Source organism: Geothrix paludis (assembly GCF_022808815.1).
Lineage (GTDB): Bacteria > Acidobacteriota > Holophagae > Holophagales > Holophagaceae > Geothrix > Geothrix paludis.
The window spans coordinates 345,987-371,793 of sequence record NZ_JAKZLC010000003.1 but is presented as its reverse complement, the minus strand read 5'-3'; the positions used below and the strand labels follow the sequence as shown (position 1 = coordinate 371,793).

The window sequence follows — 25,807 nt, the reverse complement described above, 5'->3', positions numbered from 1 at the left end:
TTTTCTGCTCGCGAACGGTAAATTCCAGTTCTAATGAAGCAGATGATCCGGCGTTTACCAGCTCTGAAGATGCTCGGCCTCGCCCTTTCCCTGGGTCTCCCGGGGGGTGAGGCCCTCCTGTCGGCGACTCCGGCGCCTCCCTCCCGCCAGCGGACCAACCTTCCGCGCCCGGTCCCTCGCCCCTCCCAGCCCCAGATCCCGGCGCGCGCCCACGACCGCCGGTTGGAAGTGGCGGATGGCGCGGGCGGCTGGCGGCCCTTCTACGTCAAAGGCGTGAACCTGGGCGCCGCCATTCCCGGCCGGCACCCGAGCGAGTTCCCGGACCGGGCCACCTACGACGGGTGGATCCGCGAGATGGCGGAGGCGGGCTTCAACACGATCCGCGTCTACACCATCCATCCACCCGCATTCTACGAGGCCCTGCGCGCCTACAACCTCGGCGCCCGGAAGCCCATGTGGCTCATCCACGGCGTCTGGACCGAGCTGCCCCCCGGCCACGACTTCCTGGATCCCGCCTGGCTCGCGGCCTGGCATCGGGAGATGCGGGACGTGGCCGACGTGCTTCACGGCCGCGCCCGCATCCCCTCCCGCCCGGGCCACGCCAGCGGCGCCTTTGACGCGGACGTCAGCCCCTGGACCGTGGCCGTCATTCTGGGCCGCGAATGGGAATCCTCCAGCGTGGTGGCCTTCAACCGCCAACACCCCGGGACCTCGACCTGGACCGGCCGCTTCGTCACGGTGCGGGAGGGCCACGCCATGGAGCGATTCCTCGCCCAGAGCCTGGACCGCTTCCTCGCCGAGGAATGGGACCGGTTCCAGGCCCAGCGGCCCATCGCCTTCACCAACTGGCCCACGCTGGACCCCCTCTTCCACATCACAGAACCCACGGAACAGGAGGATCGCGCCCTGCGGCGGAAGCTCGGCATGGCGGTCGAGGCCCCGAACCCGGATCCCGACGACGAGGACGCCGCCAGCCTGGACATGGAGAAGTTCGATGGCACGGCAAACCTCAGGGCCGGCCTCTTCGCCAGCTACCACGCCTATCCGTACTACCCCGACTTCATGAACCTGGACCCCGGCTACGGCCAGGCCCGGGATCACCTGGGCCCCAGCCATTACGCGGGATACCTCGCCGACCTGATGAGGCATCACGCCCACCATCCGGTGCTCATCGCGGAATTCGGCGTGCCCTCCTCCCGCATCGTGGCCCACTGGCAACCCCAGGGCATGACCCATGGCGGGCAGGGCGAGCGCGAGCAGGGCGAGCAGGATGCCCGGCTCCAGCAGGACATCTACGACGCGGGCTGCGCCGGGGGCGTGCTCTTTGCCTGGATCGACGAGTGGTTCAAGAAGAACTGGCTCACCCTGCCCTTCGAGCGCCCCTTCGAGCGGAAGCCACTCTGGTACAACGCCATGGACGCCGAGGAGAACTACGGGCTCATCGCCTACCGGCCCGGCGCCAAGGGGCCTTCCATCCTGATCGACGGCAAGGCGGAGGACTGGGCCCGGATTCCGGCGTACCTCGAGGGCCGCGGCCTCTCCCTGAAGGTCGTGGCGGACGAGGGCTGGCTCCACCTCGGTCTGTTCCTCCCGCGCCCCGTGGACTTCTCGAAGGAAGCGATCCTCGTCGGCCTCGACACCGTGGACGTCCGCCGGGGCGACCACCGGCTTCCCTGGGTGGCGGGCCCGCGCAGCGAGGCTGGCCTGGAGTTCGTGATCCTCTTCCAGGGGCCGGACCACACGGGGGTGTTCGTGGATGCCCCCTACGCCATCCCCGACTACCGGCCCCTGCCCCAGCACCGCTACCAGAGCGTGGCCAACGAGGCGGGCCGCTTCCTCCTGCCCACAGCCAAGAGCAACCATCCTCGGATCGGCCGGGACGGAACGCGGTTCCCGGGCCACACCACGGAGATCGGCTGGCTCCGCCAGGGGACGCAGGACCGCGCCGATCCCGCCTTCGACTCCCGAGCCGAATGGCAGGCGGGCCGGGGCCCGGGGGGCCAGGGGTTCCTCGAGGCGCGCATCCCCTGGACACTGCTCCAGGTCACGGATCCGAGCCAGCGGATGGTCCTGGATGATCCCGGGAGGAAACACGGCGACCCTCTGGAATCGTCCAAGTCGACCGGCTTCAGATTCGTGTTGGCGATCCTGGATGCCGACAAACCGCTCGGGGAAGGTCCGAGCGCCCTCCGCCTCACCCTTCCCGCTGCCGTTCGCGGCAGCATCCCCGTGCCGCCGCTCTACACCTGGCCGACCTGGAGCCGACCGACCTTCCATCGCTTCCGCAAGCTGTCCTTCGCCATCTACCAGAAAGCCCTGGCCGCCACTCCCGACGAACCGAGGTTGCTCCGATGATCCATCCCGCCCCGCCCGCCATGCAGGAGCCCGCCCCGGCTCCGGATGCCGCCGCGCTCCTGAAGCAGGCCCGGGAGCTGCGCTCGCAGAAGCGGTTCACCGAGGCCGTGGCGGTCTACACCCGGATGCTGGAGCTCTGGAAGGACCAGCCCGACGCCCTCCTGGAGCGGGCCCGGACCCTCAGCTGGATGAAGCGGTTCGACGAGGCCATCCGCGACCTGAAGCGGCGCCGGGAGGTCCATCCGGAGCTGGCGGCGGAATCCGAACCGGTGCTGGCCCGGGTCACCGCCTGGTCCGGACGCTTCGGCGAGGCCGTGGGGATCCTCCGGCCCTACGTGGCCAAGGGCGACCGCCAGGCCACCCTGGACACGGCCACCTACCTGAGCTGGGACGGGCGCATGGACCAGAGCCTGGCCCTGACGGACGCCTGGCTGCAGGCCCATCCCGCCGACACGGACTTCCACCTGCTCCGGGGCCGGGTGCTCGGATGGCGCGGGCGGCACGGACAGGCCCGCCGGGCCTACCAGGAGGCCCTCGCCCGGACGCCGGGAAACCGCCAGGCGATCCTGGGGCTGGCCCAGCTGGACCTCTGGGCCGGCGATCCCGAAGCGGCCGAGCGGCGTCTGGGCAGTCTCGGATCCGAGGACGCCCGGAGCCCCGAGGCAGAGCTCATGCAAGCCCAGATCGACCAGCGGATGGGCCGTCTCCGCCGGGCAAGGGCCCGCACTGAGGCCCTGCTGGACCAGCCGGACACGCGCGAGGACGCCCAGGCCCGGCTCCGCGGCCTGGCCGATGCCCAGGGCCCCTGGATCGAGCTCTCCCAGACCCGCACGGACTCCAACGAGGGCCTGCGCGCCCAGGCCCAGCGGGTGGACGCGGCGGTGCCGTTCTTCGACGGGAGCCTCCGGGCCGGCGGCAGCTTCGATCTGCTCGACCAGAGCGGCCAGGCCGAGCGCAAGCCCCGCGAGTGGTCGCTGGGCCTCAGCCATCCCCTGGGCTCGCGGGTCATGGCCTCGGCCCAGGTGGGCCGGGTGGATGACGTGGGCGGGGAACCCGCGGGCTTCCACAGCCTGGCCCTCGGATGGCGCGCAGCGCCGGGCCTGAACCTGGTGCTGTCCCACACCTTCGCGCCGAACCTGGCCACCCCCCGGGCCGTGGACCTCCGTACCTTCACCCGGACCTGGGGGCTGGGAGGAACCTGGGTCTTCAACCAGACCCTCGACCATGCGGCCCTGTCCCTGGAGCGGGCCTTCCTCTCCCCCGGCGCCGCCCGGACGGGCGTCCGGGCAGAGGCGGGGCATCGCTTCCCCTTCGAGTGGGGGGAGTGGCGCGCGGGGCTCGCCACCCGGTTCATCGACCAGGACCAGAGCCTCCGCATCGGGTTCTTCAACCCCGAGCGCTACCGCTACTACGGCGCCACCGCCGGCGTCTCGGTGCGGCGCGAAGAGCGCTGGGAGGTCGCCCTCGACGGGTGGGGCGGAAGCCAGGTGGTGAACCAGACCGCCAGCCAGTTCACCTGGGGCTACACCCTGGCTGGAACCTGGACGCCCGGGGGCTCCGCCGCCACCCTCTTCGCCTCCTGGAGCCAGAGCGTGGCGGGCCTGCCCATCGCGGATCCCACGGACCCCACCAGCTACCGCGACCACACCCTCCGGTTCGGCATCCGGGTACGCGGGAATCGATGGTTCTGGTAGAAAGGGGTAGACTTTTTCCGATGACCCGACGCTGGCCAGCCCAAACGACGATCCTGGTGGTCGAAGACGACCCTGCGACCGCGAAGATCATCCAGGTCCGCCTGGAGATGGAGGGGCTGAAGGTGCTCGTGGCCGCCAACGGCATGGAGGCCCTCGAGATCCTCCACCGCGAACAGGTCGACATGATCACCACCGACCTCATGATGCCCGCCATGAACGGGTTCCGGCTGGTGCAGGAGGTGCGGGACCTCGCGCCGCCCAAGGGCCGCATCCCCATCCTGCTGCTCTCCAGCAACCACAGCGAGCAGGACATGGTGCGCTGCCTGGCGGCCGGCGCGGACGACTACATGGCGAAGCCGATCTCGGTCCAGGTGATGGTGGAGCGGCTCTGGCGGCTCTACGAACGCTCCCACCGCGTGGGGTGAGCCATCCTGTCCATGCCCTTTCCCCATGTCCCCCTGCTGCCGGTCCTCCGCTGGGCGACGTTCGGCCTGCTGGCCCTGACCGGCGGGCTGGTGCTGGTGGGCACCATCCTGCAGTACCGCAAGGACCGCCAGAACCGGCATCGCATCGCCTGCTACCAGGCCTGGGAAACCCAGCTCACGGACTACCTGTTCAAGAAGGGCTACGAGGACGGGTCCTTCGGACCGGTCTCCTGGGCCGACCGGTGGCTGTTCAGGGACTTCCTCGCCCGCTACCAGTCCACCATCGCCGGGCAGGAATTCGAGCTGCTCCGGGAGCTCTACTTGGGCATGGGCCTCCACGCCTCCCTGCCCCAGCGGCTGAAGGACCGCGATCCCAACGTCCGGGCCCAGGCGGCCAAGGAGATCTCCGTCTTCCGCCTGGACGAGCCGGCGGAGCACGCGCCGCCCCCGGTGACCGAGCGCCCCTGGCGCTGGAAGCCCGGGGTCCGCATGGAGGGCTACCTGGACCAGGTTCTGCCGCTGCTCGATGATCCGGTCCCCTTCGTGGCCCACACGGCGGCCCAAGCCCTGACCCACAGCCGGAGCCTGAGGTTCGCCGCGCCGGTGCTGGCCTGGGTCATGCGCGAAGAGCTCTACCAGCGGGAGCGCCTCCTCCGGGTGCTCGAAGGGTTCGGGCCGGACCTGCTGCCCTGGATGAAGGAGAACCTGGAGTCGCCGAACCAGAACCCCGAACCCTGGATTCTCTACGCCCTGCTGGTGGGCTCCCACCGTCACCGCGAGTCCCTGCCGCGCCTGCTCTGGCTGCTGGACGTGCCGAGCGTGGACCTCCGGGCCTCCGTCCTCAAGGCCCTCATCATTCTGGCGGATCCAGAGGTCTACCCGCGGGTCCTGAGCTTCGCCGCCAGCCCGGCCTGGGAGATCCGCGCCCAGGTGGCCCGGGCTCTGGGCGTGCTGGGCGGCCCCTCGGCCGTTCCCGACCTGCTCCCGCTGATGACTGATCCCGTCTACGAGGTCCGCCGCAACGCCGCTCAGAGCCTCGTGGACTTGGGCCACTCCGGCGTGTCCGCCCTGTCCTGGCTGGCGGACGATCCAGCCTCCGACCGCTTCGCCCGCGACATGGCCCGGGAGCGGCTCGAGTGGGCCGATGAACGGGGGCACCTGTGACCTTCCGCGCCGTCATCCTGGCCTTCGCTGAGTGGGGCATCCTCCTCTACTACCTGGCCATGCAGCTGACGAACCTGTCGCTAATCCTGCGGGCCTTCTTCTCCATCCGCAGCTACCTGGACGCGGTGAGGATCGACCGTCTCGACACGGCCTTCGAAACCAGCCACTACAAGCCCATCACGCTGATCTGCCCGGTCTACAACGAGGAGGCCGGCGCGGTGCCCAGCGTCAACAGCCTCATCAGCTTGCGCTATCCCGAGTTCCAGGTGGTGGTGGTGAGCGACGGCAGCACGGACGCCACCCTGGAGCGCCTGGTCAAGGCCTTCAAGCTCCAGCCGAGCCAGCGCGTCGTGCGCCACCTGCTGCCCACCCAGGAGGTGCGCGGCATCTACGAGAGCGCCTACGTGCCCAACCTGGTGGTGGTGGACAAGGCCAACGGCGGCAAGGCGGACGCCCTGAACTGCGGCATCAACCTGGCCCGCTACCCGCTGGTCTGCTGCATGGACGGGGACAGCCTCCTGGAGAACGATGCCCTCCTCCGCATCGCCCGGCCCTTCATGGACCGCCCGGACATGGTGGCCTCCGGCGGCGTGGTGCGGCCCGTGAACGGCTGCAAGATCACCCCCATGGGCATCCGCGGCATCTTCCTGCCGGGATCCTGGCTGGCGCGCTTCCAGATCGTGGAATACCTGCGCGCCTTCCTCTTCGCCCGCGTGGGCCTGGCCTCCCTGGACAGCATGTTCATCGTCAGCGGCGCCTTCGGCGTGTTCCGCAAGGACCTGGTGGTGGCCGCGGGAGGCTTCGAGACCGCCACCATCGGCGAGGACTTCGAGCTCGTCGTGCGCCTCCACCGCTGCCTGCGCGAGTGGAAGCGGCCCCATCACATCACCCTGGTGCCCGATCCCGTGTGCTGGACCGAGGTGCCCGAGGATTTCCGAGGCCTGGGGCGGCAGCGGAACCGCTGGCAGCGCGGCCTGCTGGAGACCCTCTGGCGGCACCGGGCAATGTGCTTCAACCCGAAGTTCGGGCGCATCGGCTTCTTCTCCATGCCCTACTTCATCTTCTTCGAGGCCCTGGCCCCCATCGTCGAGGTGGGCGGCTACCTCGTCTTCGCCTGGTCCGTCTGGACCCACTCGCTGAACACGCCCTTCGCCATCCTCTTCATCTACGTGGCCCTGCTCCTGGGCGTGCTGAACTCCGTGGTGGCCGTGGTGCTCCAGGAGATCAGTGGCCACCGCTACCAGGGCCTCAAGGCCTGGGCCCTGCTCCTGTTCGCGGCCGTGGCCGAGAACTTTGGCTACCGGCAGCTGACACTGTGGTGGCGGCTCCGGGGCACCTTCGACTGGATCCGCGGCAAGGACAGCTGGGGCCACCTGAAGCGCAAGGGCCTCACGGCGCATCCGGCCGGGGAAGGGGTCGCCCCGCCGCCGCAGGCTTGACGGACGGGCGTGGTCAGACCATGCTGGTTCCTCGATCTTTGGCAGTCCCCATGAGTGCCCCTGGCACTCCATAGCGCTATCCAGAAAGGTGGAGGGAAAGGCCCTGTGAAACCTTGGCAACCTGCGAACGCAAGGTGCCAACTCCTGCCCCCGGCATGCCGGGGGGAAGATACCGAACGACCCGGACTGACCCGAGACCCCCTGGATGCCGATGAGGACCGCCCTGATCACCACCAGGCGCATCCATGACCGAATCCACCTTCCGGCAGGCCCTCGACGAGGGCGAGTGTTTCCTCTTCGACGGAAGCACGGCCTCGGCCCTGCATGACCGTGGCATCACGCTGCAGCGGAGCTTCGAGGAGTGCAACCTCAAGACGCCGGACCTGCTGCTGGCCATCCACGGCGAGTTCCTCGCCGCCGGCGCGCAGGTGCTCACCACCAACACCTGGGGCGCCAACCGGCTGAAGCTCGCCGCCCGGGGCCTGGAGGGCCAGCTCGACGCCATCAACCGCGAGGGCGTGGCCCTGGCGAAGCAGGCCATCGCCCAGCAGCAGGCCCGCGCCTGGGTGGCGGGCTGCATCGGGCCCCTGGGCGTTCGCATCGAGCCTTGGGGACCCACCTCCTTCGACGAGGCCCGGGCCCTCTTCCGCGAGCAGGCGGAGGCGCTCATCGAGGCCGGTTCCGATCTGGTCGTCCTGGAGGGCTTCGAGGATCTCAACGAGATCCACCAGGCCATCCTCGCCGTCCAGGAGGTGCGCGACCTGCCCCTCGCCGCCCTGATGACCACCAACGACGAGGGCCAGGCCCTGTTCGGCTCCGAGCCCGAGTGGTTCATCAAGCAGCTCGACACCTGGGGCGCGGACCTGGTGGGCCTCATCGGCGGCAACGGCCCCGCGCCGCACCTGCGGCTGCTGGAGCACCTGAAGGGCGTCACCACCCGGCCCATCGTCCTGCTGCCCAACCCCGGCCTGCCACACCTGGTGGATGGCCGCCTGATCTACGGGGCCAGCCCCGAGTACCTGGGCGGCTTCGCGGCCCGGGCCCTGGCCGGCGGCGCCCGCGCCGTGGGCGGCTGCAGCGGCACCACGGCCGCCCACATCCGCGCCATGCGGGGGGCCTTCCGCCAGGAGCGGGCCTTCGTCCAGGCCGGGGGACGCTACGAGCTCAAGCCCCACGAGCAGCCGCAGCCCGAGGTGCCCTTCGCCTTCCGCAGCCGCTTCAGCCTCAAGCTCGCCCAGGGCGAGTTCACCCACACCGTGGAGCTCGTGCCGCCCAAGGGCATGGAGTACGACAAGCTCCTGGCGAAGACCCGCCAGTGCCGGGCCCTGGGCGTGGACGCCATCAACGTGCCGGACGGCCCCCGGGCCATGGCCCGCATGTCCGCGCTGGCCACGGCCCTCATCATCGAGCAGCAGCTGGGCGTGGAGACCATCCTCCACTACGCCTGCCGGGACCGCAACCTGCTGGGCATGCAGAGCGACCTCCTGGGCGCGGCGGGCCTGGGTCTGCGCAACATCCTGGCCGTCACCGGCGATCCCCCGAAGCTGGGGCCGTACCCCCAGGCCACGGCGGTCTTCGACGTGGACGCCATCGGCCTCGTGAACATGCTCAAGCGCCTCAACACGGGCCTCGATCTCGGCGGCGCCAGCATCGGCAAGCCCACCTCCTTCAGCGTGGGCGTGGGCGCCAATCCCGTGGCCCCGGACCTGGAGCGGGAGAAGACCCGGTTCCGCTACAAGGTCGAGGCCGGCGCCCAGTGGGCCATCACCCAGCCCGTCTTCGACCCGGATAGTCTCTTCCGCTTCCTGGACTTCGCCGAGGGTGTGGCCCCGGACCTGCCTGTCATCGCCGGCATCTGGCCCTTCAAGAGCCTGCGCAACGCCGAGTTCATGGCCAACGAGGTACCCGGCGTCCTCGTGCCGCCCGCCCTGCTCACCCGCATGGCCAGGTGGGCCACCGCCGACGACCAGGTCAAGGAGGGCCTGGCCATCGCCCAGGAGACCATCGAGGCCATCCGCCCCCGCATCCGCGGCCTCCAGCTCAGCGCCCCCTTCGGCCAGGTCGAGCTCGTGGCGCCGCTCCTGCCGAAACGGGAGGTCGCATGAGCGTGAAGGTCCATTTCCTGCTGGAAGATCTGCTGGTCGAAGCACCGGAGGGGACGCCGCTGCAGACGATCGCCGACGCCGCCGGGGCGGACATCACCTTCGGCTGCCGCACGGGCTCCTGCGGCACCTGCCGCGTGCGCGTGGCCGAGGGCCTGGGCCACTGCAGCGAGATGGGGCCGGAGGAGCGGGACTTCCTCCAGGGCCTGGACGCGCCGGCCGACCAGCGCCTCGCCTGCCAGGTGACCGTCCACGGCGACGTGGCCATCGACTACCTGGGACTGTGACATGACCACCCTCGACACGCTCCTCCGCGACAAGGTGCTGCTGCTGGACGGCGGCATGGGAACGCAGATCTTCGCCCGCACGCCCACGGTGGAGGACTACGGCGGCGCGGCCCTGGAGGGCTGCGTGGACCTGCTCACGGAGCGGCGGCCCCAGTGGATCCGCGAGATCCACGAGAGCTATTTCAACGCGGGCGCCGACGCGGTGGAGACCAACACCTTCGGGGCGAACCCGCTGGTGCTCGGCGAGTTCGGACTCTCGGCCAGGGCCTACGATCTGAACGTCCAGGCCGCCTCGCTGGCCAAGGAGGTGGCCCGCAGCTTCGACCGGCCCCGCTTCGTCATCGGCTCCGTGGGTCCCGGCACCAAGCTCATCACCCTGGGCCACGTGGGCTACGCCGAGCTGCTGGCCTCGTACCGCGTGCAGATGGAGGGCCTGCTGGACGGCGGCGCCGACGCCATTCTCATCGAGACCTGCCAGGACCTGGGCCAGATCAAGGTGGCCGTGCGCGCCGCGCGCGAGGCCATGGCCGCCAAACGCCGGAAGGTCCCGCTCTGGGTGCAGGCCACCGTGGAGACCACGGGCACGCTGCTCGTGGGCTCCGACATCTCCGCCGTGCTCACCAGCGTGGAGCCGCTGGGCATCGACGTGCTGGGCCTCAACTGCGCCACGGGCCCGGACGAGATGCACCAGCACCTGCAGACCCTCTGCGAGGCCAGCCCCTTCCCCATCAGCTGCCTGCCCAACGCGGGCCTGCCGGAGAACGTGGCCGGCGAGGTGGTCTACCCCCTGGACCCGGCCGCCTTCGCCCCCAAGGTGCTGCATGCCGCCTCGGAGTTCGGCCTGGCCATCCTGGGCGGCTGCTGCGGCACCACGCCGGATCACATCCGCGCCCTGGCGCCCGGCGTGACGAAGCTGAACCCGCCGAAGCGCGCGCCGAAGCTGGAGCGCAGCGCCGCCAGCCTCTACCAGAGCGTGACGCTCAAGCAGGAGCCCGCGCCCCTCATCGTGGGCGAGCGGACGAACGCCAACGGCTCGAAGAAGTTCCGCGACCTGCTGGCCGCCGAGGACTGGGACGGCATGATCGCGCTGGCCAAGGAGCAGCAGAAGGAGGGCGCCCACCTGCTGGACCTCTGCGTGGCCTACGTGGGCCGCGACGAGACGCGCGACGCGGACGAGCTGCTGGGTCGCCTGGTCTCCCAGATCACCCTGCCCCTGGTCATCGACAGCACCGAGGTACCGGTCATCGAGAAGGCCCTCCAGCGCAGCCCCGGCAAGTGCGTGGTGAACTCCATCAACTTCGAGGATGGCGAAGGCAAGGCGCGGAAGATCCTGGACCTGTGCAAGACGTACGGCGCGGCGGTGGTGGCCCTCACCATCGACGAGCGGGGCATGGCCAAGACACGGGAGGAGAAGCTGGCCGTGGCGAAGCGCCTGCACGCTCTGGTGGTGGGCGAGTACGGGCTGGACCCCGGCGACCTGATCATCGATCCGCTGACCTTCACTCTGGGCAGCGGCGAGGAGACGTTCCGAGGCTCCGCCGTCGAGACCCTGGAGGCCCTGCGGCTCATCAAGGCCGAGCTGCCGGGCGTGATGACCATGCTGGGCGTGAGCAACGTGAGCTTCGGCCTGAACCCCGCGGCGCGCCACGTGCTCAACGCCCTCATGCTCTACCACGGCGTGAAGCACGGGCTGGACATGGCCATCTTCAACGCCTCGAAGGTGCTCCCCGTCGCGAAGATCGACCCCGAGGACCGCCGCATGGTCGAGGACCTGATCTTCGACCGGCGCTCGGAGGGCTACGACCCCCTCAAGGCCGTCCTGGCGCGCTTCAGCGACCGCAAGGCCACCCTCACCGACGGCCACCGGGCCGACCTGCCCGTGCTGGATCGCCTGCACCGCGGCATCCTCGACGGCGAAAAGCAGGCCATCCTGGCCGATGTGGACGAGGCCCTGAAGGACCACGACCCCCTGAAGCTCATCAACGAAGTGCTGCTGGGCGCCATGAAGGTGGTGGGCGAGCGCTTCGGCTCCGGCGAGATGCAGCTCCCCTTCGTGCTGGAGAGCGCCGAGGCCATGAAGGCCGCCATCAAGCGCATCGAGCCGCACCTGCCCCGGGAATCCAGCTACCAGAAGGGCCGCATCCTCCTGGCCACGGTGAAGGGCGACGTCCACGACATCGGCAAGAACCTGGTGGACATCATCCTCAGCAACAATGGCTTCGAGGTGCGGAACCTGGGCATCAAGCAGCCCATCGAGTCCATCCTCAAGGAGCTGGAGGCCTGGCCCGCGGACGCCATCGGCCTCTCGGGCCTGCTGGTGAAGTCCACCGTGATCATGAAGGAGAACCTGCACTTCCTGGAGGAGCAGGCGCAGCGCGTACCCGTCATCCTCGGCGGCGCCGCCCTCACCCGCGACTACGTGGAGGGCGACTGCCGCCGATCCTATTCCGGCGCGGTGCTCTACGCAGAGGACGCCTTCGAGGGGCTGCGGCACATGCAGGCGCTGGTGGCGGGCGACCTCAGCGTGCCGGCACCTGCGCCAGCCGCTTCCGCGGCGGGCGATATCAAAATACTGAAGCGGGGAAGTGCTTCAGTCCCGCTGACAGAGCATGGCCAGAGCAGCTGGGTACGCCATGACACACCCTCGCCGGAGCCGCCCTTCTGGGGCGTGCGGGAGATCGCCGACGCGCCCGTGGACCTCTTCGAGCACCTGGACGAGTTCGCCCTGGTCCGCAACCGCTGGGGCTTCAGCCAGGGCAGCCAGGGGGACGAGGCCTTCGCGGCCGTGCTGCGGGACAAGGCCGAGCCCCAGTTGGCGCGCTGGAAGGAGCGCCTCGCGGCCGATCCGGTCTTCCAGCCGAAGGCTCGCTACGGCTACTTCCCCGTGCGGGCCGAGGGCGACGCGCTGCGGGTGCTCGATCCTGCGGATCCTGCCCGCACCCTCGCTGTGCTCGGCTTCCCGCGCCAAAGCGCGGGCCGTCGCCTCTGCATCGCGGACTTCTTCCGGGCGGACGCCACCGACGTGCTGGCCGTCCAGCTCGTCACCCTGGGCCAGGCTGCTGCGGACCACGCGGCCAGGCTCTACCGGGAGGACGGCTACGCGGACTACTTCGCCTTCCACGGCCTCGCCACCGAGCTGACGGAAGCCTACGCGGAGCGGCTCCACGCCCGCATCCGCCGGGAGCTGGGCATCCACCACAAGGACCTGCCGGGCCGCGCCCTCTTCGCCCAGGGCTACCAGGGCTCCCGCTACTCCTACGGCTATCCCGCCTGCCCCGACCTGGAAGACAACGGCCCCATCCTCGACCTGCTGCGCGGCGCCGAGATCGGCGTCCACCTCAGCGACAGCCACCAGATGGATCCCGAGTACAGCACCAGCGCCCTCGTGGCCTGGCATCCCCAGGCGCGGTACTTCTCCGTGTAAAGACAACGAAAGGGGTTGCCAACCAGGTTGCCCGGCGTTACCGTTCTTCACCGGCCCTTCGGGGCCGTTCTCTTACGAGATCCTTGTCAGTTCCATAGCGAGTTATCCAGAAAGGTGGAGGGACGGGCCCTGTGAAACCTTGGCAACCTGCGGAAGCAAGGTGCCAATTCCTGCCGCGAGTGAGCGATCAAGCGCGGAGAGATGTCGAGCTGTGTCGAGCTGACGCAATCATCGAAGGGGCCCGAGCAATCGGGCCCCTTTGGCTTTTCCTGGACTTGCTTGGACAGACGAGGCCTCGGCCTTTCCATCCCTTTTCCAGGAGACGCCATGAGCGCCAGCCCCACCCCCCGCTTCGAGACCCTCGCCCTCCACGGGGGCCACAGCCCGGATTCGGACACCAAGAGCCGGGCCGTGCCGATCTACCAGACCACGAGCTACGTGTTTGACAGCACCGAGCACGGCGCGGCCCTCTTCAACCTGGAGGTGCCGGGGAACATCTACACCCGCATCATGAACCCCACCACGGCCGTGCTGGAGCAGCGCGTGGCCCAGCTGGAGGGCGGCATCGCGGCCCTGGCCACAGCCTCGGGCCAGGCCGCCATCACCCTCACGCTCACCACCCTGCTCCGCGGCGGCGACCACGTGGTGGCCGGCAACAACCTCTACGGCGGCACCTACAACCTGCTGAGCCACACCCTGCCGCGTGCGGGCATCACCACCACCTTCGTGGATTCGACGAAGCCCGAGGCCTTCCGCGCCGACCTGCGGCCCGAAACCCGCGCCATCTACATCGAGGCCGTGGGCAATCCCAAGCTGGACGTGCCGGACTTCGAGGCCATCGCCGCCATCGCCCACGGGGCCGGGATTCCGCTCATAGTGGACAACACCCTGCCCAGTCCCTACCTGCTGAACCCCTTCAAGCTGGGCGCGGACATCGTGGTGCACAGCGCCACCAAGTACCTCGGTGGGCACGGAACCTCGGTGGCGGGCCTCATCGTGGACGGCGGCACCTTCGACTGGAAGAGCGGCAAGTTCCCCGAGTTCACAGAGCCCTTCGCCGCCTATCACGGCGCCATCCTGGCGGACCTCGCCGGCCCCGCGGCCTTCATCACCAAGGCCCGCATCGAGGGGCTGCGCGACACGGGCGCCGCCCTGAGCCCCTTCAACGCCTTCCTCATCCTTCAGGGCATCGAGACCCTGCACCTCCGCGTGGAGCGGCACGGCGCCAACGCCCTGGCCCTGGCCCAGTGGCTTTCGACGCACCCCAAGGTGGCCTGGGTGAACTACCCCGGCCTGCCCGGCAGCCCGAACCACGCCGCCGCGGCGCGGTACTTCCGCAAGGGCGCCGGTTTCGGCGGCATCCTCACCTTCGGCGTGAAGGGAGGGCTGAAGGCCGGCGGAGCCGTCATCGATGCCGTGCAGCTCTTCTCGCGCCTGGCCAACCTGGGCGATGCCAAGAGCCTCATCATCCACCCTGCCACCACCACCCACGCCCAGCTCTCCGCGGAAGAGCGCGCGGCCACCGGCGTCACCGACGACCTGGTCCGCCTCTCCGTGGGCCTCGAGCACATCGACGACCTCACCGCGGACCTGGATCAGGCCCTGGCGAAAGCGTAGGCCCCGCCCATGCCCGTCAAGATTCCCGACACCCTGCCCGCCCGCGGCGTCCTGGAGGCGGAGAACGTGTTCCTGATGGAGGAGCACCGCGCCCTCCAGCAGGATATCCGCCCCCTGCGCATCGCCATCCTCAACCTGATGCCCACCAAGATCGCCACGGAGACGCAGCTCCTCCGCCTGCTGGGCAACTCCCCCCTGCAGGTGGAAGTGACGCTGCTCCACATGGCCTCCCACGAGGCGAAGAACACCCCGGCGGAGCACCTGCTGGAGCACTACGTGTCCTTCGCGGACGTGCGCGGGCAAGCCTTCGACGGGCTCATCGTCACCGGCGCCCCCGTGGAGACGCTGCCCTTCGAGGCGGTGGACTACTGGCCGGAGCTGGCGGAGCTGCTGGACTGGGCCCGGACGAACGTCTTCTCCAGCCTCTTCATCTGCTGGGGCGCCCAGGCCGCCCTCCACCACTACTACGGGATTCCCAAGCACCCCCTGGCGGAGAAGCAGTTCGGAGTGTTCCCCCACAAGGTGAACGCGCGCCAGGAGCACCTGGTGCAGGGCTTCGACGATGTGTTCTTCGCGCCCCACTCGCGGCACACGGAGACCCGCCGGGCGGACGTCCTGGCGGAGCCGCGGCTCATGCTCCTGGCCGAGTCCGACGAGGCCGGCGTGTACCTGCTGCAGTCCGCAGACCGTCGGCAGGTCTTCGTCACGGGGCACTCGGAGTACGACCCTGGCACCCTCCAGGGCGAGTACGCCCGGGACCTCGGCAAGGGCCTGCCCATTGGCATTCCCCGGAACTACTTCCCGGACGACGACCCGACCCGTGAGCCCCTGGTGCGCTGGCGGAGCCACGCCAACCTCCTCTTCTCGAACTGGCTGAACTACGCCGTCTATCAGGAGGTCCCCTTCCAAGCGGACGCCCTGCCGGTGGAAGGGAGGCAGGCATGAGCCTGAAGGTCCTCAAGTTCGGCGGCAGTTCCGTGGGCAGCGCCGACGCGCTCCGCCGGGCCGCCGCCATCGTCCGCGACGAGCTCCCCGAGGGCGGCCTCGTGGTGGTCTCGGCCCTGAGGGGCACCACGGATCGCCTCCTGGAAGCCTGCGCGGCAGCGGGCCGGGGCGACCTGCCCAGTGCGCGGGAACATCTGGTCGCCCTGCGGGACCGGCACCGCCAGGTGGCCTCCGAGCTGGGCCTCTGGGCCGAGGTTCGGCCTGCCTGGACGCCCCTGTTCGAGCGGCTGGACCAGCTGCTCACGGGTATGGCCATGCTGAGCGAGGCCACGGCCCGGGGGCGGGACTCGGCCCTGGCCCTGGGCGAGACGCTGTCGGCGCATCTGGCGGCTCTCTGCTTCGGCGGGACCTTCAAGGAAGTGCGGGACGTGATGCGGACCGATGCCCGCTTCGGCAAGGCGCGGCCCCAGCTCGCGGCCCTGCGCGCCGCCGCCGCGCCCTGGCGTGAGGGCCTGGCGGCCGGCGCCCTCTGGGTCACCCAGGGCTTCCTGGGCGCCACGGCCGAGGGGCACACCACCACCCTGGGACGGGGCGGCTCCGACACCAGCGCCACCCTGCTGGGCGAGGCGCTTGGCGCGACCGAAGTGCAGATCTGGACGGATGTGGACGGCGTGCTCACGGCGGATCCCAGCCTGGTGGCCGAGGCCCAGCCCATCCCCCAGATGAGCCTCGGCGAAGCGGAGGCCCTCAGCGCCTTCGGGGCCAAGGTGCTGCACGCGGACTCCCTGGCTCCCGGGGGCCGGGCGGGCTTCCGGCTCGTGGTGGCCAACACGCTGCGGCCGGCGGCCTCCCGCACGGAGATCCTGCCCGTGCCGCCCGTGCGGACGCCAGGTGCCGTCACCTCCGTGGCCTACAAAGAAGGTCTCAGCCTCCTGCGGTTCCCGGCCTCGGATGGCCTGGAACCGCCCCTGGAGGCCGCCCGGCGCCTGGAGGAGGTCGGGGCCCTGCGCTTCGGCCTGGTGTCCAGCCCGGCAGGGACCCTGCTCGCGGTGCGGCCGGACACGCCCGCGGCGACCAAAGTGCTGGCCGACCTAGCCGCCGAGGGCCCGGACCTGGAAGCCGGCTGGGCCGTGGTGGCCCTGGTGGGCGAGGGCCTGCGGGCCGATCCGCTGGCCGCCCTGCGCCACCTGGCAGCCCTCGGCCAGGAACCGGTCGGCGGCCTCCTCACCGGCGGCAGCACAGTCTCCATCGCCTTCTTGGTCCCCGAGGCCCGGCTGGGCGACCTGATCCCCCGCCTCCATGGCCGCTGCGTCCTGGACACCCTCCAGACCCAGCCCTGACCCAGTCCTGATCTTGTATTCGCGATACTGACTCAGCCCTGGCGCAGGAGCCAGGCGGTGAGGCGCGTGTGGAAGTCCTCAGGGTGTTCCAGGTCCGTGGGTCGCAGGCGGGCGGGATGGGCCGGATCCGCCAGCAGGAGGGGCGCCGCGTCCACCAGGTTGGGCAGACGGTGGCCATCCGGCAGGGACCACAGGGCCCCTCGCGCCTCGTCTTTCCGCACTTCCGGCGCATGGCGCCGGTCGCCCCGTGTCTCGCAGGTCATCACTTTCCTCTGTGAATTCTAAAGATAGGGCTCTCAACCCCCCGCGCCACCACCCTCGGATCCCACCCTGCTCCCCGTGCCTGGCCGATCACGACGATGAGAGAGCTTGACCACGACCCAATCCATACAGCGCCTCAATTCAACATGGATTTTCCCGCGACGACCTCTGACCCCGTTCTCCCGTCCGACGTACATTTCCCGTACGCGGACGCGTCCCCCGCGGGAACAGGCGGCAGGCCATGAGATCACTCAATGAATCCACCACCAACATCCTGGAATGGCGGCGGTCGGGAGCCAATCCCAGGAGCTTCGAACTGCACGTGGAGCAGGAGGTCTTCGCCACCATGGCCTTCATGGACGAAGGCTGCATCCTGGCCCGTGTCGAAACAGCCGAGGGGACCTGGACCCTCAAGCACCTGGGCGTGATGAACCCGGTGGTGACCCTGCGGGAGGAGGGCGGAAAGGTAAACCTCGCCACCTTCCACCCCCACGCCTTCCGGCACGGGCGCCTGGAATTCGAGGATGGCGCGGCCTTCGACTGGATCTGGCACCACGGCGTCGGCCCCGGCGGCACCTTTGCGGATCTCAGCGGCATGCCCCTGGTGCGCCTCCATGCCCGTACGGGCCGGGACGCGACTTCCCTCCCCGGCTATGAGCAGGGCGATGTGGAACTGGACACGACGCATCCCGCCCGCTTCCGGCACGCCATCCTCGCAGCCATCGGGTGGTACCTGATCGTCTTCGATCACCTGAAGGCACGCGACGCCACGGCAGCGGAGACCGCGCTTCGAATGTAGCGTCCGGTTGATTTAAGGCGCGTTCAGCCCAGGAACTTCTTCAGCAGATCCATGCCGACGCCGCCTTCGGGCAGGCTGCCCTGGGGGCTCAGCTTGTCGATCACCTGGGGCAGGATGCTGGCCAGGCCCGAGGCGGCTTCGCCATGGGAGACTCCCAGCTGGCCTGCCAGCTGCTGCAGCTGATCAGAACCCAGCGCCGCCTGGACGTGTTCGGCGCTGATGGGCTGGTTCTCGCCGGTGCCGATCCAGGAGGCCACCTGATCGCCCAGCCCCTTCTCCTGGAACTGGCCCAGCAGGCCCTGGAGGCCGCCGGGATGGTTCTGGATGAGGCCCATGACCGCGCCCATGAGCGGGTTGCCACCCTCCGCCTGACCGCCCTGTCCCAACAGACCGCCCACCATGTCCAGCAGACCCATGACATCCTCCTCGGGAAGTGGAGCCCCAGCTTCCTCTCCGGTCCTGCCTTCCGCAAGCCCTGAATTCAAGGCATCTCAGCGTGATGCGTCCCGGGTTTTGCGATTGACCGCGCCAAACCCGAGGCCTAAGGTGGCTGCAACATCACCGAACCCATCGAGGAGGTTTGCATGCTCCACCTCATCTGGACCTGCATCATCGGTCTCATCGCCGGCGCCGTGGCGAAACTCGTCATGCCCGGCAAGGACCCCGGCGGATGGATCATCACCATGGTCCTCGGCATCGCGGGCTCCTTCCTGGGCACCTGGATCGGGCGGGCGCTGGGCTTCTACAAGGAAGGGCATAGCGCAGGGTTCATCATGTCCGTGGTGGGCGCGGTGATCCTCCTGGGCATCTACCACCTCTACAAGCGGTTCACCGCCTGATGGGCCAGCTCCAGACGCTGGCGGCCATCCTCGGCCTCTCCACCGTCTCCGGCATCAACCTCTACCTGACGGTGCTCCTGGTGGGCGCGGGGCAGCGCTATGGCTGGATCCACGGCCTGCCCCCGGACCTGGCCATCCTCAGCCACCCGGTGGTGCTGGGGGTGGCGACGATCCTGTTCCTCCTGGAATTCCTGGCGGACAAGGTACCCTTCATCACGCCCATCTGGGACGGCCTGCACACCTTCATCCGGCCCGTGGGCGGCGCCCTCCTGGCCCTGGGAGCCGCCAGCGAGCTGCATCCCGTGGCCAAGGTGCTGGCCCTGCTGGCGGGCGGCACCATCGCCCTGGGCACCCACGGCAGCAAGATGGGCGTGCGGCTCCTGGCCCACACGGCGCCGGAGCCCGCCAGCCACAGCGCCCTCAGCGTGGCGGAGGACGTGGGCGTCGTCGGGCTCCTGGCCCTGGCCTACAGCCACCCGGCCATCGCGCTGCCCGTGCTGGGGGTCCTGCTTGTCGCCACCGCCCTTCTCCTGCCCCTGCTGATACGGGCACTGGCCTTCGTGCTCACGGGCTTCCGGGGGGCTCTGCGCTCCCTGGTGGGACGGGGCACCCGCGACGAGATCCCCACCTGGGTGGAGCTGAAGGCCCTGGAGTTGGCGCCCACGCGCCCCTCGGAGGTCCTGCCGTGCTTCGCCCGGCGAGTGAAGGGCCTGCCGCGGTTCCATGGGGCCTTTCTCGTGCAGGCGGGCGGAAACTGGCACCTGGTCTATCGGCGCTGGTTCCGCACCCGCAAACTCTCCTTCGACGCGGCGCCCGGCCCGGTACAGACTTTCCCGGGCTTCTTCTGGGACACCGCCGTCTTCATGCGGGACGGGAAACCCCAGATCCTGCTGGCGGGTCGGGACTGGCGCCACGCGCTGCCCGCGGAGATGGCGCGGCCCTCCTGACCCCCCACCTTCCCCAACGGGGCCTTTCGGTCCACCCTGGAAGGTCCTGAGGTACCCCATGCGCGGATCTTTGCCCCTCCTTTCCCTCTGTCTCGCCGTCTCCGCCCTGGTGGCGGCCCCGCCCAAGGCCGCGCCCCACGGCCTCGACCTGACGGGCATGGACCGCAGCGTGGCGCCCGGCGACGACTTCTTCGCCTACGCCAACGGCGCCTGGGTGAAGCGGACGGAGATCCCCGCAGACCGCGGCTCCTACGGGGTCGGCCGCGAGGTGGCGGACCTCACGGACCGCCGCACCGCCGCCCTGATCCGGGAGGCCACTAAGGCGCCCGCCGGATCCGAGCTGCGGAAGGTCGGCGACTGCTTCACCAGCTTCATGGACCAGAAGCGGATCGAGGCCAAAGGCCTGGCCCCCCTGGCCCCCACCTTCAAGGCCATCGGCGCCATCCAGGGCCGCCAGGACCTGGCCCGGTACCTGGGGACGACCCTGCGGGCGGACGTGGACGTGCTGAACAACACCCAGTACCACACCGCCAACTTCCTCGGCCTGTGGGTCGCGCAGGACCTGGACGAGCCCACCCGCTACGCGCCGTTCCTCCTCCAGGGCGGCCTGGGGCTGCCCGAGCGCAGCTACTACCTGGATTCCTCGGAGGGCATGGCGGCCGTCCGCACCCAGTACACCACCCATGTGGCGGCCATGCTGAAGCTGGCGGGCCTGTCGAACGTCCTCGAGCGCGCCACGGCGGTGGTGGACCTGGAGACCCGCATGGCCAAGGCCCACCTGGGCCGCGAGGAATCCGGCGACGTCCAGAAGGGCAACAACCACTGGACCCGTGCGGACTTCCCCGCCAAGGCCCCGGGGCTGGACTGGGAAGCCTTCTTCGCCGCCGCAGGCCTCTCGAAGCCCCAGGTGTTCGTGGTCTGGCAGCCCGGCGCCGTCACCGGCCTCTCGGCCCTGACCGCGGACGTGTCCCTCGATGTGTGGAAGGACTACCTCACCTTCCACGTCATCCAGCACTGGGCGCCGGTGCTGCCCAAGGCCGTGGCGGACCAGTCCTTCGCCTTCTACGGCAAGGTGCTGAGCGGCGCCTCCAAGCCCCTGGACCGCTGGAAGACGGGTGTGGCACTGACCAACGAGGCCCTGGGCGAGGCCGTGGGCAAGGCGTACGTGGCGAAGTACTTCCCGCCTTCCGAGAAGGCCCGCGCCGAGCAGATGGTCACGAACATCAAGGAGGCCTTCCGCATCCGCATCGAGCACCTGGACTGGATGTCCCCCGCCACCAAGGCCAAGGCCATCGCCAAGCTGGATGCGCTCAAGGTGGGCGTGGGCTACCCGGACCGCTGGCGTGACTACCGAGGCCTGAAGGTCGCCGCCGGGGACGCCTTCGGCAACCTCCAGCGGGCCGAGCGCTTCGAGTACGAGCGCAACCTGAAGAAGCTCGGCCAGCCCATCGACCGCACGGAGTGGGTGATGAACCCCCAGCTCGTGAATGCGGTGAACCTCCCCGTGATGAACGCCCTCAACTTCCCGGCGGCCATCCTCCAGCCGCCCTTCTTCGACCCGAAGCGCCCCATGGTCATGGACTACGGCGCCATCGGGGCCGTCATCGGCCACGAGATCAGCCACAGCTTCGACGACTCCGGCTCGCTCTTCGACGCCAGCGGCAAACTGGAGAACTGGTGGACGCCCGAGGACCTGAAGCACTTCCAGGCCTCCGCCGACCAGCTGGTGAAGCAGTTCGACGCCTACGAGCCCTTCCCGGGCCTCCACATCAAGGGCAGGCAGACCCTGGGCGAGAACATCGCGGATGTGGCGGGCCTCGCCGCGGCCTATGACGCCTACCGCCTGTCCCTGAAGGGGAAGGAGGCGCCTGTGGTGCAGGGCCTCACCGGCGACCAGCAGTTCTTCCTCAGCTACGCCCAGAGCTGGCGCGAGAAGACCCGCGAGCCCCTGCTGCGCCAGCAGATCCTCACGGACGGCCACGCCCCGGCCTCCTTCCGCCCCTATACGGTGCGGAACCTGGACGCCTGGTACCCCGCCTTCCAGGTGAAGGCCGGCCAGAAGCTCTACCTGGCCCCGGCGGACCGCGTGAAGATCTGGTAGATCCCCGGGAGGTTCCCATGGCCCTGCTCGATTCCAGCCGCAGCATCCTCGTCGTCATCGACCTCCAGGGCAAGCTGGTGGGCATGGTCCACCGGCCGGCCCTGGTGCTGGAGGCCACGCGCCGCCTCATGCGGCTGGCGGACCTTTTCTCGGTGCCCGTGGTCCTCACCGAGCAGTACCCGAAGGGCATCGGTCCCACCGAGGAGAGCATCCGCGCCACCTACGACGCCCTGGCCACGCCGAAGTTCTTCCTGGAGAAGACCGCCTTCGGCTGTTGCGGCGATGCCGGCTTCGAGACCCTGCTCAAGCAGGCCCGGCCCCACCTGGCCCGGGAGAAGCGCCAGATCGTGGTGGCGGGCATCGAGGCCCACGTTTGCGTGATGCAGACCGTGCTCGAGCTGCTGGGCTCGGGCCACGAGGTGCACCTCTGCTGGGACGCCGTCAGCGGCCGGGGCGAGGAGTACCGCCGCCACGCCCTGGAACGCATGGCCGCGGCCGGCGCCACGCTCACCAACCACGAGTCCGTGGCCTTCGAGTGGGCCCGCGACAAGAACCACCCCCAGTTCAAGGCACTGTCCGCGCTGATGAAGGAAGGCCAGCCCGGCTGAGCCCCGCTCAGCGGAGTGCCCGCGGCGGACTGAAGATTCCGGGCGCAGTCTGGACCATCACGCTGGGCCCCTCGTTCAGGACCACGTCCGCGCGGCCATCGCCATCCACATCGCCGAGCGCGAGAAAGTTGGACGACGGCGTTCCATCCATGACGCCGCCCACGGCGAACGCGCCGCGGTGGGTGGCGGACTGCAGGAGGACGGTCACCTTCGAAGGCGTGGACAGCGACTGGTACACCAGCGAGATCGCCGCGATGTCCGGCAGGCCGTCGCCATTGAGATCCCCGATGGCCACCTGACGCGCCCCGTCGACCACGGGGAGGGCCGTGGCCGCGAAAGTGCCGGGGTGGGTCTGCAGGAAGACCGTCACGCTGGCTCCGCCCCGGCCGCCGTCCGTGACGTTCCCGGGGTTTGCCGCCACCAAGTCCATCCGGCCGTCGCCATCAAGGTCCGCCGCGGCCACCCCATCGATCCGCTGCCCCGGGGCGAGGAAAACCGGCGGCGCGAAGCCTCCGCCCGCCTGCTGCAGGAGCAGGGCCACGCCGCCTGAGCCCGCCAGCACCAGATCCGATCGGCCATCGCCGTCGACATCCGCCGCCGTCAGGTCGCTGAAACCCTGGCCAGCCGCCACAGGCACCGGGACGGCCGGCAGGAAGGCACCCGGCGCGTCCGAAGCCTGCGCCAACAGGAGGAGGCGGCCGTTGACGCGCACCCCGTCCGCCACCGCCAGGTCGGCCAAGCCGTCCCCCGTCAGGTCCGCCACCGCCGATGATTCCGCCGCTCCGCCGGTCCAGACCCAGACCGGCGAGCGGAAGCGCCCCGGCGCCGCGGGGTCCTGCCGAAGCACGATCAGCCCGCCACTGTCTCCCGGGGTGTTCAATTGCGGTGGTGTGGAAGCGGGAATGGCCACGACGAGATCCGGCCGTCCATCCCCATCCAGGTCTCCCGCCGACAGGCCCCAGGGATCGAAGGCCAGGGGATACGCCGTCGGCGCGGCGAATCCGCCCGCCGCCTCCCGGAGGAAGACCTGCACGCTGCTCCGGTGCGTCCCGCCGTCGATCAGGGTGGCGGGGACTGCCACATCCGCCAGGCCATCCCCGTTCAGGTCCGCCACCGCCACCTGGCCCCAGACCCGGAACGGCGGGATCACCACCTCCCCGCCGCCCCCGCAGGCCGCTCCGAGCAGCAGGACCGCCGCTCCCGCCAACGGGATGGTTCCCTTCCCGAGGTCCCCCGCGAGTCGCCTCACGATCCACCTCCCCGGAGCTTCCCGGTCTGGACCCGCAGGTGGCCTCTGACGGAAGGGCGTCCTCAGCGCGGCGGGACCATTGCAGAATGTACGCCTTCAGGAAGCGCCATGCCCCGCATTCAAGGCCAACCCGTCCCCGCCCTGTTCCCCGACTCCGGGCCGGTCTCCGTCATGCTCTTCGGCGAAGCCCCCGGCCCCCGGGGCGCGGACCAGTCGGGCCTTCCCTTCTGGGGCGACGGCGCGGGCATCACCGTCTACCGCGCCCTGGCCGCCACCGGCCGGGCCGAGGTGCCAGAGGCGGTCTGGGAGGACTGGGACGGCGCCCGCTTCAAGGCCCTGGCCCTGGCCCCGCGCCTCATCGGCACAGCCCTCAGCAACGCCTACCCTGCCTGCCCCACGAAGGACGGCGAGCACTTCCACGCGCCCTCCAACCGGGACCTGCTGGATCCGGCCAACCTCGCTCGCCTCGTTTCGGAACTGACCCGCGCTTCGCGGGGCGGCGCTTCCGCCCTGCGTGTCATCGCCTTCGGCAAGCGGGCGGAGTGGGTGCTCTCGCGGCTGAAGGGCGCGCCCCCCTTCGAGCTGCACGCCCTGCCCCACCCCAGCGCCCAGGGCCTACTGCAGGCCGCCCCCGGCAAGGGAAAGGGCCTGCGGCTGGAAGACCTCCGCGCCGAGTGGGAGGCCCGGCTCCGGCGGCTGCTGGATCAGGACCGGCCCGAAGGCCGCACCTTCGCGTAGCCGTCCAGGAAGCCCTGCAGGAAGCCGAGACGCTGGCGGATGTCCTCCTCCCAGAAGCCGAGCCGCTCCCAGCCGAGGGGTGTCAGCTCGTAGACCTTCCGGGCGGGGCCTCGGGTGCCCGTGTCCCAGTGGGCCGTCACCTCCCCGGCCGCTTCCAGGGCCTGGAGCGTCCGGTAGATGGCGCCGGGGTCCCCCTTGAAGTCCGCGAACCGCGCGTGGAGCGCCGCCCGGATGGCGTGTCCGTGCAGGGGCCCCTCGGTGAGGGCCAGCAAGATGAAGGCGGGGAGGTGGCGGCCGTGGCGGTGGGGAGCGGGCATGGGATGAAGAGAGTGTACCCTCAGCGCCCACCTCAGCGAGCTGGCCGGCGTTCCAGCCGCTCCATGAGGAACCCGCAGCCGAGGATCCCGGGGACGGTGAGGGCGAGGCGGATCAGGGCGAAGCACGGGCCCAGGAAGGCGCTCTCCAGCATCAGCATGGGCACCTTGATGGTGGCCCAGGCGCCCAGGAAGATGACCAGGTTGGCGGTCCGGGCCCCCTTCTCACGGAGCGACAGGCCCAGGGGGAAGGCCGCGTAGATGGGTCCTGCGGCCGCCGTGCCCAGCAGCATGGCGAAGGCCACCCCACGGAGACCCGATCCTGGCCCCAGGCTCCGCTCCACCACGGCCCGGGGAACCCAGGCGTCGAATAGGGCCAGGAGGACCAGCACCGCGGGCAGGATGGCCAGGATCTGGCCGAAACCCCGCAGGCCCCCCTTGGCCGAGGCCGCCGCAAGCTCCGGAAACCGCCAAGCCAGGCCGAAGTGGACCGCCGCAATGGCGGCCAGGATCCAGAGGACGGGACGCCAGGTCCGGCTCATAGCAGCACCCCCATGGCGGCTCCGATGGCCAGGGCCAGGACCAGGCTCAGGGCCTGCCTTCGGAAGGTGAACGCCCGACCGAAGGCCTTGACCTCCAGGGGCGCCGTGAGGAGGCCCACCATGGTCAGGGTGGTGATGAAGCTGGCGAGGGCGGGAAGGCTGGCCCCCATGCGGTGGAGCGTCCCCGCCAGGGGATAGGCCACGGGCGATGGGATCGTGATCAGGGCGCCCAGGCCCGACAGGAGGAGGAAGCCCGCGGCCCCGTGCTCATGGAACAGCCGCGCCACGGCCTGGGGCGAGATCAGGGCCGTGGCCAGCCCGATGCCCGCCGTCAGCCCCAGGAGGGAGGGCAGCAGGCCGAGCCAGGACCGCCAGGCCGCCTCCAGGGCCGTGCGGGTGCGGGCCCGGTCCTTCCGGGCGGACAGGAGGAGGCCGGACAGAGCCAGCGCAAGCAGGATGAGGGAAGACATGAGAGTGGACTCCAGATTTAGCATTTAGATGCTTATGACATCTAGATGCTCAACATTATTCCTTCCGCGCCGCCTGTCAACCGCTCCCCTGCCCGGCCTCTGCCCGAGGGGAACCTCGGACCAGACCTAAACATTTCTTAACAAGCG

23 protein-coding genes and 2 riboswitches are annotated in these 25,807 nt (G+C 70.0%); of the genes, 17 read left to right on the top strand and 6 right to left on the bottom strand.

Annotated elements, in window-relative coordinates; translation table 11 throughout:
* The first annotated feature begins 42 nt into the window (after window positions 1–42).
* The 11 genes from MLE64_RS10015 (at window position 43) to MLE64_RS09965 (ending at window position 16,792) form a co-directional block, all read left to right on the top strand.
* Window positions 43–2,355, top strand: coding sequence for a hypothetical protein (locus MLE64_RS10015; protein WP_243317591.1), 2,313 nt, complete (start codon window positions 43–45; stop codon window positions 2,353–2,355).
* Window positions 2,352–4,049 carry a tetratricopeptide repeat protein gene (locus MLE64_RS15795; RefSeq protein WP_279343026.1) on the top strand — a complete coding sequence of 566 codons (1,698 nt, stop codon included), beginning with the start codon at window positions 2,352–2,354 and terminating at the stop codon, window positions 4,047–4,049. Before MLE64_RS10015 ends, MLE64_RS15795 begins: the two co-directional genes overlap by 4 nt.
* 20 nt (window positions 4,050–4,069) lie before the next feature.
* A complete protein-coding gene (locus tag MLE64_RS10005) occupies window positions 4,070–4,474 on the top strand; it encodes a response regulator transcription factor (protein WP_243317689.1) in 405 nt (134 codons plus the stop codon).
* Between the two features lie 12 nt (window positions 4,475–4,486).
* Window positions 4,487–5,638 (top strand): HEAT repeat domain-containing protein, encoded by a 1,152-nt coding sequence (locus MLE64_RS10000; RefSeq protein WP_243317590.1) that lies wholly within the window; start codon window positions 4,487–4,489, stop codon window positions 5,636–5,638.
* Window positions 5,635–7,077, top strand: coding sequence for a glycosyltransferase family 2 protein (locus MLE64_RS09995; RefSeq protein ID WP_243317589.1), 1,443 nt, complete (start codon window positions 5,635–5,637; stop codon window positions 7,075–7,077). The genes MLE64_RS10000 and MLE64_RS09995 overlap by 4 nt, the downstream gene beginning before the upstream one ends.
* Window positions 7,078–7,150: 73 nt before the next feature.
* Window positions 7,151–7,253: riboswitch (SAM riboswitch) on the top strand.
* Window positions 7,254–7,322: 69 nt separating this feature from the next.
* A complete protein-coding gene (locus MLE64_RS09990; RefSeq protein WP_243317588.1) occupies window positions 7,323–9,182 on the top strand; it encodes a bifunctional homocysteine S-methyltransferase/methylenetetrahydrofolate reductase in 1,860 nt (619 codons plus the stop codon).
* Window positions 9,179–9,466, top strand: a complete 288-nt coding sequence (locus MLE64_RS09985) for a 2Fe-2S iron-sulfur cluster-binding protein (RefSeq protein WP_243295761.1) — start codon at window positions 9,179–9,181, stop codon at window positions 9,464–9,466. Before MLE64_RS09990 ends, MLE64_RS09985 begins: the two co-directional genes overlap by 4 nt.
* Window position 9,467: 1 nt before the next feature.
* The gene (gene metH, locus MLE64_RS09980; RefSeq protein ID WP_243317587.1) at window positions 9,468–12,890 is read left to right on the top strand and encodes a methionine synthase; all 3,423 of its coding nucleotides are present in this window, start codon (window positions 9,468–9,470) and stop codon (window positions 12,888–12,890) included.
* Window positions 12,891–12,989: 99 nt separating this feature from the next.
* Window positions 12,990–13,098: riboswitch (SAM riboswitch) on the top strand.
* A gap of 119 nt (window positions 13,099–13,217) precedes the next feature.
* The gene (locus MLE64_RS09975; protein WP_243317586.1) at window positions 13,218–14,507 is read left to right on the top strand and encodes an O-acetylhomoserine aminocarboxypropyltransferase/cysteine synthase family protein; all 1,290 of its coding nucleotides are present in this window, start codon (window positions 13,218–13,220) and stop codon (window positions 14,505–14,507) included.
* A gap of 9 nt (window positions 14,508–14,516) precedes the next feature.
* Entirely contained in the window at window positions 14,517–15,452 is a 936-nt protein-coding gene (metA, locus tag MLE64_RS09970) for a homoserine O-acetyltransferase MetA (RefSeq protein WP_243317585.1), read from the top strand.
* Window positions 15,449–16,792 (top strand): aspartate kinase, encoded by a 1,344-nt coding sequence (locus MLE64_RS09965; RefSeq protein ID WP_243317584.1) that lies wholly within the window; start codon window positions 15,449–15,451, stop codon window positions 16,790–16,792. Before metA ends, MLE64_RS09965 begins: the two co-directional genes overlap by 4 nt.
* A gap of 32 nt (window positions 16,793–16,824) precedes the next feature.
* Here MLE64_RS09965 and MLE64_RS09960 read toward each other — a convergent pair whose 3' ends face one another.
* On the bottom strand, window positions 16,825–17,055 hold the full coding sequence (locus MLE64_RS09960) for a hypothetical protein (protein ID WP_243295754.1): 231 nt from the start codon (window positions 17,053–17,055) through the stop codon (window positions 16,825–16,827).
* A gap of 239 nt (window positions 17,056–17,294) precedes the next feature.
* On the opposite strand from MLE64_RS09960, the gene MLE64_RS09955 reads away from it, so the two are divergent.
* Window positions 17,295–17,852, top strand: coding sequence for a hypothetical protein (locus MLE64_RS09955; RefSeq protein ID WP_243317583.1), 558 nt, complete (start codon window positions 17,295–17,297; stop codon window positions 17,850–17,852).
* Window positions 17,853–17,875: 23 nt separating this feature from the next.
* Here MLE64_RS09955 and MLE64_RS09950 read toward each other — a convergent pair whose 3' ends face one another.
* Complete coding sequence (locus tag MLE64_RS09950; protein ID WP_243317582.1) at window positions 17,876–18,268, bottom strand: YidB family protein; 393 nt, start codon at window positions 18,266–18,268, stop codon at window positions 17,876–17,878.
* A 168-nt stretch (window positions 18,269–18,436) separates the two neighbouring features.
* Between MLE64_RS09950 and MLE64_RS09945 the strand changes: the two genes are divergently transcribed.
* The 4 genes from MLE64_RS09945 to MLE64_RS09930 are packed head-to-tail and all read left to right on the top strand — an operon-like array spanning window position 18,437 to window position 22,347.
* Window positions 18,437–18,691 carry a GlsB/YeaQ/YmgE family stress response membrane protein gene (locus MLE64_RS09945; protein WP_243317581.1) on the top strand — a complete coding sequence of 85 codons (255 nt, stop codon included), beginning with the start codon at window positions 18,437–18,439 and terminating at the stop codon, window positions 18,689–18,691.
* Complete coding sequence (locus MLE64_RS09940) at window positions 18,691–19,638, top strand: DUF4126 domain-containing protein (RefSeq protein WP_243317580.1); 948 nt, start codon at window positions 18,691–18,693, stop codon at window positions 19,636–19,638. Before MLE64_RS09945 ends, MLE64_RS09940 begins: the two co-directional genes overlap by 1 nt.
* A gap of 58 nt (window positions 19,639–19,696) precedes the next feature.
* Complete coding sequence (locus tag MLE64_RS09935; protein WP_243317579.1) at window positions 19,697–21,739, top strand: M13 family metallopeptidase; 2,043 nt, start codon at window positions 19,697–19,699, stop codon at window positions 21,737–21,739.
* A 17-nt stretch (window positions 21,740–21,756) separates the two neighbouring features.
* Window positions 21,757–22,347, top strand: a complete 591-nt coding sequence (locus tag MLE64_RS09930) for an isochorismatase family protein (RefSeq protein WP_243317578.1) — start codon at window positions 21,757–21,759, stop codon at window positions 22,345–22,347.
* A 7-nt stretch (window positions 22,348–22,354) separates the two neighbouring features.
* Here the strand turns inward: MLE64_RS09930 and MLE64_RS09925 are convergent, their stop codons facing one another.
* The gene (locus tag MLE64_RS09925) at window positions 22,355–23,596 is read right to left on the bottom strand and encodes an FG-GAP repeat domain-containing protein (RefSeq protein WP_243317577.1); all 1,242 of its coding nucleotides are present in this window, start codon (window positions 23,594–23,596) and stop codon (window positions 22,355–22,357) included.
* 108 nt (window positions 23,597–23,704) lie between these two features.
* Here MLE64_RS09925 and MLE64_RS09920 point away from each other — a divergent pair, with 108 nt between their 5' ends.
* The gene (locus MLE64_RS09920; protein WP_243317576.1) at window positions 23,705–24,334 is read left to right on the top strand and encodes a uracil-DNA glycosylase family protein; all 630 of its coding nucleotides are present in this window, start codon (window positions 23,705–23,707) and stop codon (window positions 24,332–24,334) included.
* Here MLE64_RS09920 and MLE64_RS09915 read toward each other — a convergent pair.
* From MLE64_RS09915 to MLE64_RS09905, 3 genes are read right to left on the bottom strand one after another with little or no spacing between them, the layout of a single operon-like run.
* Entirely contained in the window at window positions 24,301–24,651 is a 351-nt protein-coding gene (locus tag MLE64_RS09915) for a PadR family transcriptional regulator (protein ID WP_243317575.1), read from the bottom strand. The genes MLE64_RS09920 and MLE64_RS09915 overlap by 34 nt on opposite strands.
* Before the next feature lie 32 nt (window positions 24,652–24,683).
* The gene (locus MLE64_RS09910) at window positions 24,684–25,190 is read right to left on the bottom strand and encodes a permease (protein WP_243317574.1); all 507 of its coding nucleotides are present in this window, start codon (window positions 25,188–25,190) and stop codon (window positions 24,684–24,686) included.
* On the bottom strand, window positions 25,187–25,660 hold the full coding sequence (locus MLE64_RS09905) for a hypothetical protein (protein ID WP_243317573.1): 474 nt from the start codon (window positions 25,658–25,660) through the stop codon (window positions 25,187–25,189). The genes MLE64_RS09910 and MLE64_RS09905 overlap by 4 nt, the downstream gene beginning before the upstream one ends.
* Between the last annotated feature and the right edge of the window lie 147 nt (window positions 25,661–25,807).